The organism is Enterobacter sp. KB-280D8 (assembly GCF_041399405.1).
GTDB lineage: Bacteria > Pseudomonadota > Gammaproteobacteria > Enterobacterales > Enterobacteriaceae > Enterobacter > Enterobacter cloacae_N.
Map to the genome: position 1 here is coordinate 198565 of NZ_JBGKEC010000001.1, position 15213 is coordinate 213777.

A 15213-nucleotide genomic window follows, 5' to 3' on the forward strand; every position below is an offset into this window, starting at 1 on the left:
GCCGCCTATTATCGGACAAACCGGGTCAGGCGACAACAGGTTATCTGTAAGGTTATTACGGGTTCACGAAGGTGTTTTTCACACGCGTTGAACGCTTGAAATAGGGCACCAGCAGCGCCGCAGCCAGTAACGGGAAAAGCAGCTGGCGGACAGCAAGCGCGTCAGACACGGGCGAGAAAGCAAACGCTTTAACCGCCAGCAGAACCGAAATGAGCAGCCAGATAATATAGTGCTTAGGCACGCTCTTGCGGCGCTTAAAGAAGGCGATGGTCAGCCACAGGGTGTAGTACCACATCCCAATCGCGAAAACGAACGACACAAACCACATTGCTATATTCAGCACGCTTTGCGACATCAGGGTCTGGATGGCGTGAGGGGTAATCAATGCGGTGGTATAAAGCAGCAGCGCAAGCGATGCGCTTAATAAGGCAACCAGCAGCCATGCCAGTGGGGCGATTAACCAGCCTCCGATGCGTTCTCCAGGCGTTGCGGTCATGAACTCTCCCATTATCTGCGCGAAATGTTGTACAGCCAGTTTGCAGGGCGGAGAGTATATAACATTTCGCGCGGATGGCTACTTTCTTATAAAACGTAGCGCCATACGGACTTCGGCACCTCGCCGACGTTGAACAAGCGTCCGCCGGAGACCAGCTCCGCACGGCGGTGGTCAGCGGCGCGATACATATTGATAATGTCCTGATTATCCGACAGGGTGTAGTTCAGATGGTCAAACAGTTTTTCCAGGCTCTCAAGCGAATTGATCTTGCGAAATTTTAATAAATAGTCCTGAACTGTCATATTAATAAGTTTCCATATAAAAGTGAGTAATACCAGTTAAGGTAATTCGGTCGAATAATAAACGGATTAATAAAGACGTAAACAGCCCACTCAGGTAACGCGACGAAATTAGGAGTTTTCTTTGCTGAAATTCAGGCACCGAAGGCGATGCCTGGAAGAGAAGGTTAACCGCGTTCACCAGGGCTGGCAATATGAAACTGACATATTATGTCACTCTTTATCGCAGCAACCGGTTACTTAGGATGGGTGACGGCAGCAGGCTCCGGCGGCTGGTAGTTATCAATATGGCTGGCTACGCCGAGCAAAATGACCGAAACCCCAAGAACAATCCATCCCGCTAATTCAATGATTCGATTAATAATTGATGCCATGATTTGCTGTTGTAATTTATCCATAAATACAGGGCGCAAATGTTACAGCGCTGTTTCTCTGACGGCAAGCGCTTTGGGAACGATTCCCTTAAACAAAATCAGAAGGTTAATACTATGTAACAAAAATAACCGCTACAGCCTGCTATTTTAAACGCCATGGCTCATTATTAATGAGGGCAATGCCAGACAGGCCAGTATGAAATAAGAAACGCAAAAAGAGGACAACACGATGAGTGATAACATCCGCGTCGGGCTTATAGGCTACGGGTACGCGAGCAAAACGTTTCATGCTCCTCTGATAGCCGGGACTCCGGGGATGGCGCTGGCTGCGGTATCCAGCAGCGACGCTGCTAAAGTCCACGCTGACTGGCCCGCTGTGCCGGTTGTCTCTGAGCCAAAACATCTCTTCAACGATCCGAATATCGATTTAATTGTTATCCCCACGCCTAACGACACGCACTTCCCGCTGGCGAAAGCTGCGCTGGAAGCGGGAAAGCACGTCATTGTTGATAAACCTTTCACCGTGACGTTGTCACAGGCGCGTGAGCTGGAGGCGCTGGCAAAAAGCCTGGGAAGGGTGCTGTCCGTTTACCATAACCGCCGCTGGGACAGCGATTTTCTGACGGTAAAAACGCTTCTCGGTGAGGGTACGTTAGGGGAGATCGTTTTTTTTGAATCGCACTTTGACCGCTTTCGCCCGCAGGTAAGAAACCGCTGGCGCGAGCAGGCCGGTCCGGGCAGCGGCATCTGGTACGATTTAGCCCCGCATCTGCTGGACCAGGCCGTTAATCTGTTTGGTCTGCCGGTGAGCATGACGGTCGATCTGGCCCAGCTCAGGCCCGGGGCACAGACAACCGATTACTTCCACGCGGTGCTCAGTTACCCGCAGCGCCGGGTTGTGCTGCACGGCACGATGGTCGCGGCTGCGGAATCTGCCCGCTATATCATTCACGGCACGCGCGGGAGCTACGTGAAGTTCGGCCTCGATCCGCAGGAAGACCGGCTTAAAAACGGTGAACGTCTGCCGCAGGAAGACTGGGGCTATGATATGCGCGACGGCGTCGTGACGCGGGCAGAAGGTGAGGAACGGGTCGAAGAAACGCTACTGACGATACCGGGTAACTATCCGGCTTATTATGCAGCCATCCGCGATGCGCTGAACGGAACGGGGGAAAACCCGGTTCCGGCCAGCCAGGCGATTCAGATTATGGAACTGATAGAGCTGGGGATTGAATCTGCCAAACATCGCGCAACGCTTTGTCTGGCATAATTTTTGTAAGTCGGGTAAGCGCCAGCGCTACCCGGCAGCGCGTTAACCGCGCGCCACTTTATCTCGCAGCGCCTGCTTCTCTGCAGGCGTCAGGAAGGCTATTTCCAGCCCATTAACCTGCGCCTGACGGATCTGCTCGCGGCTCAGACCTGCCTGCGATGCCGCAATGTTGTACTCGTGGATGATATCCACGCCCTGGACCGCCGGATCGTCCGTGTTTAGCGAGGCCAGCACGCCGTGCTCAAGGAACGTTTTCAGCGGATGCTGCGCCAGCGTTGCCACGGTGCTGGTCTGAATGTTGGACGTCAGGCATGACTCAATCCCGATACGCTGCTCCGCCAGGAAATCCATCAGGGCGCGATCTTCTACCGCCTTCACGCCGTGGCCGATACGCTCGGCGCCCAGCTCGCGGATGGCCTGCCAGATGCTTTCCGGGCCCGCTGCTTCCCCCGCATGCACGGTAATGTGCCAGCCGGCATCGCGCGCGCGGTTGAAGTGGGAGAGGAACAGGCTGCCGGGGAAGCCCAGCTCGTCACCGGCGAGGTCGACGGCGGTGATGGCATCGCGATGGGCCAGCAGCGCTTCCAGCTCCTGCAGGCAGGCGGCTTCACCGAACGTACGGCTCATAATACCGATAAGACGGGCCTGAACGTCGAAGGTTTTACACCCTTCGCGGACGCCTTCAATGACGGCTTCCACCACGCCTGCAACGGGCAGGCTGTGGGTCATCGCCATGTAGCCCGGCGAGAAGCGCAGCTCGACGTAATGCAGGCCGTTACGTGCCGCATCTTCAATGTTCTCAAACGCCACGCGGCGACAGGCATCCAGCGAGGCCAGCATCTTCACGCCCCAGTCGAGCTTGCTCAGGAAGCTGACCAGATCCGGTTCATTGGAGGTCACCTGTACGTGAGGGATCAGCGACTCAAGCGTCTGCGCAGGAAGCGTTAAATTGAACTGGCGGCCAAGATCGAGGATGGTTTGGGCACGAATGTTACCGTCAAGGTGACGATGAATATCAGTTAAAGGCAGGCGTGTATCAATCATGGTCGCACTCTTTTCTGGTTAAAGTGCGCCATATTATAAAAACAAAACGGGGTAAAAAGCTATTTGCGCAAGGGAAAATTCCGTTGCGCAAACAAATTACAGCAGCGTGTTGATCCCGGCGATGAGGCGCTGAACCCCTTGTTCCAGCTTGCTGCGCGGACAGCCGGCGTTCAGCCGCACGAAGCCGTTACCTTCGTTTCCGTACGTGTATCCCGGCATGATGGCGACTTTTTGCTGCTCGATCAGTACTTTTTGCAGCGCTCTGTCGTCAATGTTCAGCGGGCGCAGGTCGATCCAGGCCAGATAGGTTGCTTCCGGCGGCTGCCAGTTCAGTTTCGGAAAAGCACTGTTTACTTCCTGCGCGACGTACAGCAGATTCTCCTCCAGATAACGCCGTAAGGCATCCAGCCACGGCTCTCCCTGCTGGTAGGCGGCAATATGGGCCGTCAGCGCCAGTACGGAAGGAGAAGAGAGTCCATCCCGGCCTTTTAGCGCGCTGAGATAGCCGTCGCGGCTCTCTTCATCGCCAATCAGGCCGTATGCGCCCGTCAGCGCCGGAATATTAAAGCTTTTCGAGCCGGAGGTGAGAAGCGCCCATTTGCCGCGCGCCACCGCGTTCCACGGGGTGTGGCGATGCGCGCCCCACACCATGTCCATATGAATTTCATCGCTGATAACCGCCACGTCATAGCGTGCGCAAAGCTCCGCCATATGGGTCAATTCTTCACGCGTCCATACTTTTCCGGTTGGGTTTTGCGGGCTGCACAGTAGCAAAATTTTGTTTTCCGATTTCGCCAGCGCCGCTTCAAGCGCCGCCATATTGCCCTGCCAGCCTGCCGCCTGTTTCTCCATCTCAACGGGCACCACAAGGCGCGAATTGCCCTCAATGGCCTTAAAAAACGCATCGTACGCCGGGGTGTGAACCACCACGCCGTCACCGGGCTTTGACCAGAGGCGAATCAGCTCTGACACCATGTAGATGACGGAAGGTCCATAAACGACGGTTTCCGTATCAATCGGGCTGTTGAAGCTCTGCCGGAACCAGTGCGCGACGGCAGCGAGAAACTCGTCGTTCTTCCAGCGGCTGTAGCCCAGCACGCCGTGGTTAATGCGCTGATGCAGCGCGTCGGTTATGCAGGGGGCGGTGGCGAAATCCATATCTGAGATGGTGAAGGGCAGCAAATCCGCCGCGCCAAAGCGGTCGGCGACGTAGTCCCACTGCGTACACCAGGTGCCGTGTCGATCCACGACGGTAGAAAAATCAAACATGACGTAAATCCTTAAAGTAAAACCCCCTCATGAGAGGGGGTTGAGGCATCAGGCTTCTACTGTTCGCATCAGGGTGGCCAGCTCATCCTTCACTGACTGAACCTGCGGGCCGATAACTACCTGCAAATTGTGCTGGTTTAACTGTACCACGCCGATGGCCCGGTTGGCCTTCAGGGCGTTGGTATCCACTTTTGCCATATCCGCCACCGACAGGCGCAGGCGGGTAATGCAGTTGTCCAGTGAGGTGATGTTATCCGCACCGCCCAGCGCCGCCAGAATGGCTGGGGTGTTATACCCGGATTTGCCCACGGTACCGGTAACCGCCTGCTCAACGCTGGTGGCCGTATCAGTATCGCGGCCCGGCGTTTTCAGGTTAAAGCGGGTGATGGCGAAGCGGAAGATACCGTAGTACACCGCGAACCAGATAGCCGCCACGACCGGCACCAGATACCACTTGGTGGACAGACCGTGCAGGATCCCGAACACCACGAAGTCAATCACGTTACCGTCGGTGTTGCCGATGGTGACGCCCAGCACCGCCATCACGGTGAAGCCCAGACCGGTCAGCAGCGCGTGAATGAGATACAGCACCGGCGCAACAAACAGGAACAGGAATTCGATAGGCTCGGTGGTGCCGCCGACGACGCAGGCAATCACGCCGGAAATCAGCAGCCCTTTAATTTTATGACGGTTTTCCGGGCGCGCACAGTGGTACATCGCCAGCGCGGCACCCGGCAGGCCGCCGAGGAAGGCCGGCATTTTGCCCTGAGACAGGAAGCGGGTGGCGCTTTCGGAGAAGCCGTGGGTGGTCGGGCAGCTCAGCTGCGCCTGGAAGATGGTCAGCGCACCGCTCACGTCGTGACCGCACACTTCCATGGTGCCGCCCGCTTCGGTGAAGCGAATCAGGGCCACCAGGATATGCTGCAGGCCAAACGGCAGCAGCAGACGTTCGCCGGTGCCAAAGATCATCGGACCAAAATCGCCCGCGCCGTTGATGATGCGGCCAATGCCGTTGATGCCCATCGCAAAGACCGGCCAGATCAGCGGAATGATCAGGCCGAACAGACCCATGACCACCAGAGTGACGATCGGCACGAAGCGGGTACCGCCGAAGAAGGCCAGGGCATCCGGCAGGCGGATATTGTGGAAGCGCTCGTGCAGCATCCAGATAATGACCCCCGCGATCACCGCCCCGAGGATCCCGGTATCAATAGACTGGATACCAATCACGCTCTGGATGTTGTTAGCCTTCAGCACGGCAGCGTCGGTGGTCGGCAGAATGCCTTTCGCGGTCAGCCAGAAGTTAACCGCCAGGTTCATCACGGCGTAACCCACAAACCCGGCAAACGCCGCGACGCCTTTGTTCTCGCGGGCCAGGCCCAGCGGGATGGCGATGCAGAACATCACGGGCAGGAAGCTAAACGCGAAGGAGCCGACCTTACTCATCCAGATAAAGATCGCCTGAAGCACAGGGGTACCGAGGAACGGGATCAGCGTGATGACGTCTTTACTGCTTAGCGAACTGCCGATCCCGAGCATGATCCCGCAGAATGAGAGGAGTGCCACGGGGAGCATAAAGGTTTTACCCAGTTGCTGGAAAAACTCCCACAGCGATATTTTTTGTGCCGCTTTCGCCGTCATAAAACGACTCCTTTATTGTTAAAATCAGTTTATCTGCTTCAATGCTGCGAGAAGATAAAACGTTTTATCAAAGTTTAGTGCGCGCTGAATCACATTCTCAGGCTTTGACTGGTAGTATAAAGATAATGTATTGATAAAACGTTTTACCTATCTCATTTCAGGGAGTCACGCCGACACATGGCTGTAGCGAAAAAAGTCACCATCAACGATGTCGCGCTGGCGGCGGGGGTTTCCGTCAGCACCGTTTCTCTGGTACTGAGCGGAAAAGGGCGCATCTCTCCCGCGACCGGTCAGCGGGTGAACGAGGCGGTTGAGCAGTTGGGCTTTGTGCGAAACCGCCAGGCGTCGGCGCTGCGCGGCGGGCAAAGCGGGGTGATTGGCCTGATTGTCCGTGACCTGACGTCACCGTTCTATGCGGAGCTCACTGCCGGCTTAACCGAAGCACTTGAAGCGCAGGGGCGGATGGTCTTTCTGCTGCACGGCGGGCGCGAGGCCGGGCAGCTTCTCTCCCGGCTCGATATGCTGCTGAATCAGGGAGTGGACGGGGTGATCGTCGCCGGGGCGTCGGGCGTGGGCAGCGAGCTGTGCGAGCGTGCCGCTGAAAAAGGCGTGCCGCTGGTGTTTGCTTCACGCGCCAGCTACCGTGATGAAGCCGATACGCTGCGCCCGGATAACATGCAGGCTGCGCAAATGCTGACCGAGCATCTTATTCGTCGCGGCCATCAGCGCATTGCCTGGCTGGGCGGCAAAAGCTCGTCCCTGACGCGCGCCGAACGGGTCGGCGGCTACTGCGCGACGCTGATTAAATACGGCCTGCCGTTCCACAGTGAATGGGTCGTGGAGTGCGAATCCAGCCAGAAGAAAGCGGCGGAAGCGATTGGGGCACTGCTGCGAAGCAGCCCGACGATCAGCGCCGTAATTTGCTACAACGATGTAATTGCCATGGGCGCGTGGTTTGGCCTGATCCGCGCCGGGCGTCAGAGCGGTGAAGGGGGCGTTGAAACCTTCTTCGGCCACCAGGTGGCGCTGGGGGCGTTCGCCGACGTCGGTGAAAACGCGCTGGACGATCTGCCGATCGTCTGGGCCACGACCCCAGCGCGGGAGATGGGCTATACCCTGGCGGACAGGATCATGCAGCGCATCGACAATACGGATGTCCAGGCCGGGCACCAGATTGTGGCGGCGCGGCTGGTGACGGTGAAGTAAATCAGCTCTGCCGCGTAAGCGGGTTGAGCGTCAGCTGTGTCTCCAGTGCCTCTATAAATTTTCGCACTTTTACCGGGATCAGGCGAGAAGTCGGGTAAACAGCCCAAATGGCCAGCGATTCCGGCTGAGCATCTTCAAGGACGATCCGCACGAGTTTACCCTCTGTAATTGCAGGCTCTACGTACCAGCGAGATAAATTTGCGATGCCGAGTCCTCCCTGGCAAGCCTCGAAAATTGCCTCAATCGAGTTAGCCGAGAATCGGCCTGACACCTTTTGTTTGTAGCGCTGTTCACCCTTTTCAAATGACCAGTGTGTCGTATCTGAGATGGTCAGGCAGCTATGTCCAGCCAGATCGTTAAGTAATTTCGGCGAACCGTACGCAGCCAGATACTCCGCGCTGGCGCAAAGCTCGCGGGGATTATCACAGATGCGGTGTGCAACCAACCGGTTATCGCGCAGCGGGGCAATGCGTAACGCGACGTCTATGCCTTTCCCGACAATATCAATCTGATCATCGGTTGCCAGCAGGTCGACCTGCAGGGCCGGATGTTGCTGCATAAACAGCGGCAGCATTGGCGCGACGATCTTGCGGCCAAACGCCGCTGAGGCGGTAATGCGAAGGCGTCCGGACAGGTGCGTACCATCGGGAAACAGATCGGCAAGCGCGTTATTTTTATCTTCCAGCAACGCCTGTGCATGAGGCAAAAAAACCTCCCCATCGCTCGTGGGTGAGAGGGAGCGCGTGGTGCGATGCACCAGCCTGACACCCAGCTCAGCCTCAAGATTATTAAGAGACCGTGACGCCGCCATGGCACTCATTGAGAGCCGACGCGCGGCGCCCGCCAGGCTACCTGCCTTAATGGCTTCGACAAACACTTCAACGTCTTCAAGCTTCATTATATCGTTTTTCGTTACGCTGCCTTATCAAAGTACATATCTACAGTATTTATCGTTGTGCTGCCATAGTCTCTTCACATCCTGAAAACATGAATCTGGAGTGAAGATGAAAAAGTTGAAAACGGTTCTGGCATTCAGCAGCCTGTTCCTGGTAAGTGCCGCCTGGGCTGACGCACCTGCGCAGGTGAAACAGCAGGTCCCCGGCTATTATCGTCTGGCGGTAGGGGAATACGAGGTCACGGCGCTGTTCGACGGCTATAATGACCTTTCGCCGTCATTACTACACGGGCTTTCAGGCGACAAGGTTCGTAAGCTGCTGGATCAGAATAAAATTGATGCCGAACGCATGCCGACCGCGTTTAACGCTTTCCTGGTTAATACCGGGAAACATCTGGTCATGATTGACAGCGGAGCGGGACACTGCGTGCCACAAACGGCCGGCCAGCTGGTCAACAATATGAAAGCATCAGGCTATCGTCCTGAGCAGGTTGATACCATTTTCCTGACGCATCTTCATCTTGATCATGTTTGTGGCCTGAGCGACGCGGACGGTAAAGCGTTGTTCCCCAATGCGACCGTCTACGTACCGCAGGGGGAGGCCGACTACTGGCTCGATCCGGCAAAAGAAGCGAGCGCGCCGGCTAATGCGAGGGAGTATTTCGCTATCGCCCGAAAAGCGTTATCTGAGTATAAAGCGTCAGGACACCTTAAAACCTTCGTTCCGCCAGCTTCGCCTATCCCGGAAGCCCAGACGGCCTATGCCGTTGGTCATACGCCTGGCAGTACCGTTTATCGCTTTGCGTCCCAGGGAACGGCTATTAACTTCATTGGGGATCTGATCCATGCGCCTGCCGTTCAGTTCCCGCATCCTGAAGTATCTATTCGCTTTGATGTCGATTCGAAAAAAGCCATCTCGTCCCGGGCGCAGGAGTTTAACGCGCTGGCGAAAGACGGTGAGTGGATGGCTGCAGCGCATCTGCCTTTCCCCGGTATTGGGCATATCACCGCCTGGCAGCAGGGATATAGCTGGAACCCTGTAAATTACGGTCCTTATCAACGTGCGGCCAACGTGCCTCTGCTGAAATAAAGTGAGGTTACGACCATGAAAAGTTACACCGTAACGGCAAACGGCATCCGCCAGTTTGTGGTTGAAGAGGGTGAAGGCGCGCCGGTTATTCTCCTGCACGGTTTTCCTGAAACAAACTATGCCTGGCGCTTCCAGATACCGGTATTGTCCCGGCACTACCGCGTAATCGCGCCGGATTTACGAGGATATGGCGAAACGGATAAACCGGCTTCTGGCTATGATAAACGGAACATGGCGCGGGACATACGGGAGCTGATGCGTGCGCTGGATTTACAGAAGGTGGTGCTGGTGGGGCACGATCGCGGCGCGCGCGTCGCGACGCGGTTCGCAAAAGATTACCCTGAGCTGGTGGATCGTCTGGTGGTGATGGATAACGTGCCAACGCGCATTGTGGCGCGCGATTTGAATGCGTCCATCGCCCGCGCATACTGGTTCTTCCTGTTCCATCTCGTGCCCGATCTCCCGGAAGCGCTGATTGCAGGTCGAGAAAATATCTGGCTGCGCCACTTTTTCTCGGACTGGACCTACGATCCGTCAACCATCAGCGGCGAGGCGTTTGATACCTATGTTCGGGCGTATCAGGCACCCGGAGCCGTGCGAGGCGCGATGGCTGACTATCGCGCCAACGCAGAAGATGTGGCGCAGGATCTTGCCGACGCTGACGTGAAAATCGCGTGTCCGGTAATGTCGCTGTGGGGCAATGATTTTCATGCGGTCGGCAAGCTCTTCGATATGCAAAGCGTCTGGGCTGAAATGGCGGATAACCTTCGGGCGTACGGTATCGACGAGTGCGGCCATCTGCCTCAGGAGGAACAGCCTGAGAAAGTTAACGCACTGCTGTTGGATTTCCTGCAGGGATGGAAGGGATAACGGTAATAAAAAAACCCCTCATGCGAGGGGTTTTGTTGTTTACTGCTGCGGTGCCGCCGGGTCGGCTGGCGCTGCCGGTTCAGCCGGTTCCGGCATCCCCAGCGTTGGCATACCAAACATGCCGACAAACTCTTCCAGCGGCATTTTGTCGCCGTTGAGCGTGACCTGGCCGTTGGCGTACTGCAGGCTGGTAGAAATCGTGTTGTTATCCACCTTCGTGATGCGGAACATCTGGCCCATGGCCGCCAGACCTTTCACCTGCTGGTTCGCCAGCTTGCCGGCATCTTCATCGCCGTAGCCTTCCAGCTTCGCAATCTGGGTCATAAACTCGGTCGCCATATCCATCGGGATGGTCAGCTTGCTGTCGAGCGACTTCACGCTACGATCCACTTCCTGCGCCAGCGTCTGCGGTTCACCCGTTGCGGCTGCAGGATCTTTCAGGAACAGCGACAGGTTAAAGCTGGTTTCGCCTTTGCTGTTTTTCCAGCTCAGCGGCGCAACGGTGACCACCGGCTCGCCTTTCAGCAGGATCGGCAGGTTATTGAACAGCACCGCCATCGCCTGCTGCTGGTACACCTCAGGGTTCTGCTGCAGCGCGGCGTCGGTCAGCAGCGCCTGGCTCTCTTTGCTATATTTCTGGCTAAACTCGTGCCACGCCTGACCGTCGATATTGCCGATCTTCAGCGACAGCTTGCCGGTGCCCAGATCCTGATTCTGCACTTTCAGGCTCTTCAGGGTGTAATCCAGCTGGGTGTTGATGCTCTTACCGTCTTTAGATACGTCGGATTTACCGTTAACGTCCATGCCTTCCAGCACGGCCATCTCTTTCCCTTCAATTGCGATAGCAATCTTATCAACGGAGAGCTTCTGGTCGCCGATACGCTCTTTAAAGTCGGTCATACGGCTGTTGCCGTCGGCTTTCAGGTTGTTGAAGGTGAGCTGAACCTTCTGATTATATTCGTTCACGGCGTTGACCAGGCCACTTTCCGCTTCACCCGTCATGGAGAAGACGTTGCCATCCCGATCTGCATCAAGTTTGAAATGACCGCCGCTGAAGGCGACTTTCTCGTTCTCTTTCTCGTAGTTCAGCGCTTTCAGCGCGATATCAGAGCTGGTATCACCGGAGTAGCTAATACGGGTATTAATGTCGAAAGGTGACTCATTCTTTGCCAGGTCAAACAGCGGTTTAGTGACGTCGTTATTCACCAGCACGGTATGAACGGACGCCATGGACGGGATCAGGTTAAACGACTTCAGCTGCGCCAGCGGCAGCGGACCGTGGCTTACCACTTCATCTAGCACCACGCTCTGGCCCGGCTTCAGCCAGCCGTTTGCCGCCCCGGCCACCGGCTTCACCACCAGCTGCATACGGCTGGTAAACACGCCGCGCTGATAGTTCTGATAGCTCAGCTCCAGACCCGCCTCCGGCGCGCTGCGCTTAATTTCTCCGTTAGCCTGTGCCACCATCTCAGCCAGACGGCTTTCCAGCTGTTTCCCGGTAAACCAGGAGGCACCCGTCCAGACCACGCCTAACGCTACAATCACTCCAACCGCTACGACCGATTTTTTCATTGCGACTATCCCTAAAATGAAACCAGGCGGTAAAAAACCGCCCGGAGATATTAAGCCTGCAACTAGCTTAGCAAGAGTTGTTAAAAAATTCAGTAAGTGCTTAAAGCTTATTAAAAACGCGCGCCAGGCGACCGGCGCCGCTTACGCTAACCGGAGACTCATTGGCTGCAACGAATGCTGACTCACCGGGCTTAAGCACCAGACGCTGTTCGCCTTTATGCAGCGTCGCTTCGCCCTCCACGCAGAACAGGATCGCCGCGCTCTCCTGCGCAATGGCGGTCTCAGCATGGCTCAGGTCATGCAGAGAAAACGCAAAATCCTCAACCGGAATCGGGAAGTCCAGCTCTGCGCCGTTTTTCACCGGCTGAGTCAGCAGCTCCGCGGCAGGCTTCGCCACAAACTTCACGTTGGCAACCAGCTCAGGGATGTCGATGTATTTCGGCGTCAGACCCGCGCGCAGCACGTTGTCGGAGTTGGCCATCACCTCCAGTGCCACGCCCTGCAGATAGGCGTGAGGGGTTTCGGCAAACAGGAACATCGCTTCGCCCGGGTTCAGCTTCACCACGTTCAGCAGCAGAGGGGAGAACAGGCCGCTGTCGTCCGGGTAGAATTCGGAAATCAGGCGGATGGTCTCCCACGGCTCACCCTGCTGGCTGTCCAGGGCCGCTTTCAGCAGCGCCAGCGCGTGAGATTTCTCTTCACCCTGCATATTCAGCAGGCTGGCGAACAGCTGGCTCAGCGCGTCTGCGTTCGGGTTTTCGAGGAAGTGGGCGATAGCCTTGTTGGCACCCGCGACCGGCTGCAGCAGGGAAATAATCTCTGAAAACTCGCGGAACGCGTTCATCGCCAGGAACGGGGTCAGCGCAAACACCAGCTCCGGCTTGTGGTTAGGATCTTTGTAGTTACGCTCTGCGGCGTCTAACGGGATACCCGCCGCGTTCTCTTTCGCGAAGCCAATTTCAGAGGCTTTCTTGTTCGGGTGAACCTGGATCGAGAGCGGCTGGTCGGCGCACAGCACCTTAAACAGGAACGGCAGTTCGCCGAAGCGCTGAGCCACCTTGTCGCCCAGCAGCGCGGCTTTATCGGCATCAATCACGTCACGCAGGCTGCGAACCTGGCCGCTGGCGTCTTCAATTTTTGAGCTGCTCTTCGGGTGCGCCCCCATCCACAGTTCCGCCATCGGCAGGTTGTTCGGGTTCGCGATACCGTAGAGATCCGTTAACGCAGTTTTACTTCCCCAGGCGTAGTTTTGCACTGAGTTAATGAGTTTTTGCATTATCAAGCCCTGATTCAAATGTGGAATTAACTCCGGGTATTAAAGCAATAAACCACGTGGAAGTAACCTGTGGATGTAAAAAGTCGTACTAGTCTCAGTTTTTGTTAAAAAATTGTGTAGGATAAGCTGACTCGCTTTTAAGCCGGGCAGCGGAACATCTGCCCTGAATAAACAGACCGAAGCAGTAAGTGAGAGAACAATGTCGAATAAACCCTTCCATTATCAGGATCCTTTCCCCCTCAGCAAGGATCAGACCGAGTATTACCTGTTAACCCGCGATCACGTCTCCGTCTCTGAGTTTGAAGGACAAGAGATCCTCAAGGTGGATCCGCAGGCGCTGACGCTGCTGGCGCAGCATGCTTTCCACGACGCCTCGTTTATGCTCCGTCCTGCGCACCAGCAGCAGGTTGCCGATATCCTGAGCGACCCGCAGGCCAGCGAGAACGATAAATACGTTGCCCTGCAGTTCCTTCGTAACTCAGACATCGCGGCGAAAGGCATTCTGCCAACCTGCCAGGACACCGGCACGGCGATCATCGTCGGTAAAAAAGGCCAGCGCGTCTGGACCGGCGGCGGTGATGAAGCGGCGCTGGCGCATGGCGTCTACAACACCTACACCGAAGACAACCTGCGCTATTCGCAAAACGCGGCGCTGGATATGTACAAAGAGGTCAACACCGGTACCAACCTGCCCGCGCAGATCGATCTCTACAGCGTCGACGGTGACGAGTACAAATTCCTCTGTATCGCCAAAGGCGGCGGTTCAGCCAACAAAACCTATCTCTACCAGGAAACCAAAGCGCTGCTCACCCCGGGCAAGCTGAAGAACTACCTGGTTGAGAAGATGCGCACCCTCGGCACCGCGGCGTGCCCGCCGTACCATATTGCCTTCGTGATCGGCGGTACCTCGGCGGAAAGCACGCTGAAAACCGTCAAGCTGGCCTCAACCAAATACTATGACGGCCTGCCTACCGAAGGTAACGAGCACGGCCAGGCATTCCGTGACGTGCAGCTTGAGCAGGAGCTGCTGGAAGAGGCGCGTAATCTGGGCCTCGGCGCGCAGTTTGGCGGCAAATACTTTGCCCACGACGTACGCGTGATCCGTTTGCCGCGTCACGGCGCATCCTGTCCGGTCGGGATGGGCGTCTCCTGTTCTGCAGATCGCAACATCAAGGCCAAGATCAACCGCGAAGGGGTGTGGATCGAAAAACTGGAAAACAACCCGGGCAAATACATCCCGGAAGAGCTGCGTAAAGCGGGTGAGGGTGAAGCGGTTCGCGTTGACCTGAACCGTCCGATGAAAGAGATTCTGGCGCAGCTTTCGCAGTACCCGGTCTCGACCCGCCTCTCCCTGAACGGCACGATTATCGTGGGCCGCGACATCGCGCATGCGAAGCTCAAAGAGCGTCTGGACAACGGTGAAGGGCTGCCGCAGTACATTAAAGATCACCCGATCTACTACGCGGGCCCGGCGAAAACGCCTGAAGGCTACGCCTCTGGCTCGTTAGGCCCGACCACGGCAGGGCGTATGGACTCGTACGTTGACCAGCTGCAGGCCAACGGCGGCAGCATGATCATGCTGGCGAAAGGCAACCGCAGCCAGCAGGTGACGGACGCCTGCCACAAGCACGGCGGCTTCTACCTCGGCAGCATCGGCGGACCGGCGGCGGTACTCGCGCAGGGCAGCATCAAGAGCCTGGAGTGCGTGGAATACCCGGAACTGGGTATGGAAGCGATCTGGAAAATTGAAGTGGAAGACTTCCCGGCGTTTATCCTCGTGGATGACAAAGGTAACGACTTCTTCAAACAGATCCAGTCGTCCCAGTGTTCGGCGTGCGTGAAGTAATTCTGTAAATTGCCGGGTGGCGCCAGCGCCACCCGGCATCAAAAAGAGCGCACAAAGCGCCATAA

Annotated in this window: 14 protein-coding genes; 5 read left to right on the forward strand and 9 right to left on the reverse strand. The window is 56.5% G+C overall.

Going from position 1 to position 15213, the window contains the following annotated elements; all coding sequences use genetic code 11:
* Positions 1-55: 55 nt before the first annotated feature.
* The 3 genes from AB8818_RS01070 to blr all read right to left on the reverse strand — a co-directional run bounded on the left by AB8818_RS01070 (position 56) and on the right by blr (position 1157).
* Complete coding sequence (locus AB8818_RS01070) at positions 56-496, reverse strand: DUF2569 domain-containing protein (RefSeq protein ID WP_023311379.1); 441 nt, start codon at positions 494-496, stop codon at positions 56-58.
* Between the two features lie 86 nt (positions 497-582).
* Positions 583-798, reverse strand: coding sequence for a transcription modulator YdgT (gene ydgT / locus AB8818_RS01075; protein WP_013096896.1), 216 nt, complete (start codon positions 796-798; stop codon positions 583-585).
* Between the two features lie 233 nt (positions 799-1031).
* Positions 1032-1157: a division septum protein Blr gene (blr, locus tag AB8818_RS01080; protein ID WP_168733269.1), complete on the reverse strand. Its 126-nt coding sequence runs from the start codon at positions 1155-1157 to the stop codon at positions 1032-1034.
* Between the two features lie 241 nt (positions 1158-1398).
* Between blr and AB8818_RS01085 the strand changes: the two genes are divergently transcribed.
* On the forward strand, positions 1399-2439 hold the full coding sequence (locus AB8818_RS01085) for an oxidoreductase (protein WP_192981511.1): 1041 nt from the start codon (positions 1399-1401) through the stop codon (positions 2437-2439).
* A gap of 42 nt (positions 2440-2481) precedes the next feature.
* Here AB8818_RS01085 and add read toward each other — a convergent pair whose 3' ends face one another.
* From add to malX, 3 genes are all read right to left on the reverse strand, one after another.
* A complete protein-coding gene (add, locus tag AB8818_RS01090) occupies positions 2482-3483 on the reverse strand; it encodes an adenosine deaminase (RefSeq protein WP_192981508.1) in 1002 nt (333 codons plus the stop codon).
* A 96-nt stretch (positions 3484-3579) separates the two neighbouring features.
* On the reverse strand, positions 3580-4752 hold the full coding sequence (locus AB8818_RS01095; protein WP_192981506.1) for a MalY/PatB family protein: 1173 nt from the start codon (positions 4750-4752) through the stop codon (positions 3580-3582).
* Positions 4753-4800: 48 nt separating this feature from the next.
* Complete coding sequence (malX, locus tag AB8818_RS01100) at positions 4801-6393, reverse strand: maltose/glucose-specific PTS transporter subunit IIBC (protein ID WP_116340344.1); 1593 nt, start codon at positions 6391-6393, stop codon at positions 4801-4803.
* Positions 6394-6570: 177 nt separating this feature from the next.
* On the opposite strand from malX, the gene AB8818_RS01105 reads away from it, so the two are divergent.
* Positions 6571-7599 (forward strand): Mal regulon transcriptional regulator MalI, encoded by a 1029-nt coding sequence (locus tag AB8818_RS01105; protein WP_371199732.1) that lies wholly within the window; start codon positions 6571-6573, stop codon positions 7597-7599.
* A 1-nt stretch (position 7600) separates the two neighbouring features.
* On the opposite strand, the gene AB8818_RS01110 is transcribed toward AB8818_RS01105, so the two are convergent.
* On the reverse strand, positions 7601-8497 hold the full coding sequence (locus AB8818_RS01110; protein ID WP_192981504.1) for a LysR family transcriptional regulator: 897 nt from the start codon (positions 8495-8497) through the stop codon (positions 7601-7603).
* Between the two features lie 106 nt (positions 8498-8603).
* On the opposite strand from AB8818_RS01110, the gene AB8818_RS01115 reads away from it, so the two are divergent.
* The gene (locus tag AB8818_RS01115) at positions 8604-9584 is read left to right on the forward strand and encodes an MBL fold metallo-hydrolase (RefSeq protein ID WP_192981501.1); all 981 of its coding nucleotides are present in this window, start codon (positions 8604-8606) and stop codon (positions 9582-9584) included.
* Between the two features lie 15 nt (positions 9585-9599).
* Positions 9600-10454, forward strand: coding sequence for an alpha/beta fold hydrolase (locus tag AB8818_RS01120; protein WP_192981499.1), 855 nt, complete (start codon positions 9600-9602; stop codon positions 10452-10454).
* 39 nt (positions 10455-10493) lie between these two features.
* Here AB8818_RS01120 and AB8818_RS01125 read toward each other — a convergent pair whose 3' ends face one another.
* Complete coding sequence (locus tag AB8818_RS01125) at positions 10494-12026, reverse strand: YdgA family protein (protein WP_116340333.1); 1533 nt, start codon at positions 12024-12026, stop codon at positions 10494-10496.
* A gap of 100 nt (positions 12027-12126) precedes the next feature.
* Positions 12127-13302, reverse strand: coding sequence for a mannose-6-phosphate isomerase (gene manA / locus AB8818_RS01130; RefSeq protein ID WP_192981497.1), 1176 nt, complete (start codon positions 13300-13302; stop codon positions 12127-12129).
* Between the two features lie 199 nt (positions 13303-13501).
* Here manA and fumA point away from each other — a divergent pair, with 199 nt between their 5' ends.
* Complete coding sequence (gene fumA, locus AB8818_RS01135; protein WP_061715401.1) at positions 13502-15148, forward strand: class I fumarate hydratase FumA; 1647 nt, start codon at positions 13502-13504, stop codon at positions 15146-15148.
* The last annotated feature ends 65 nt before the right edge of the window (positions 15149-15213 follow it).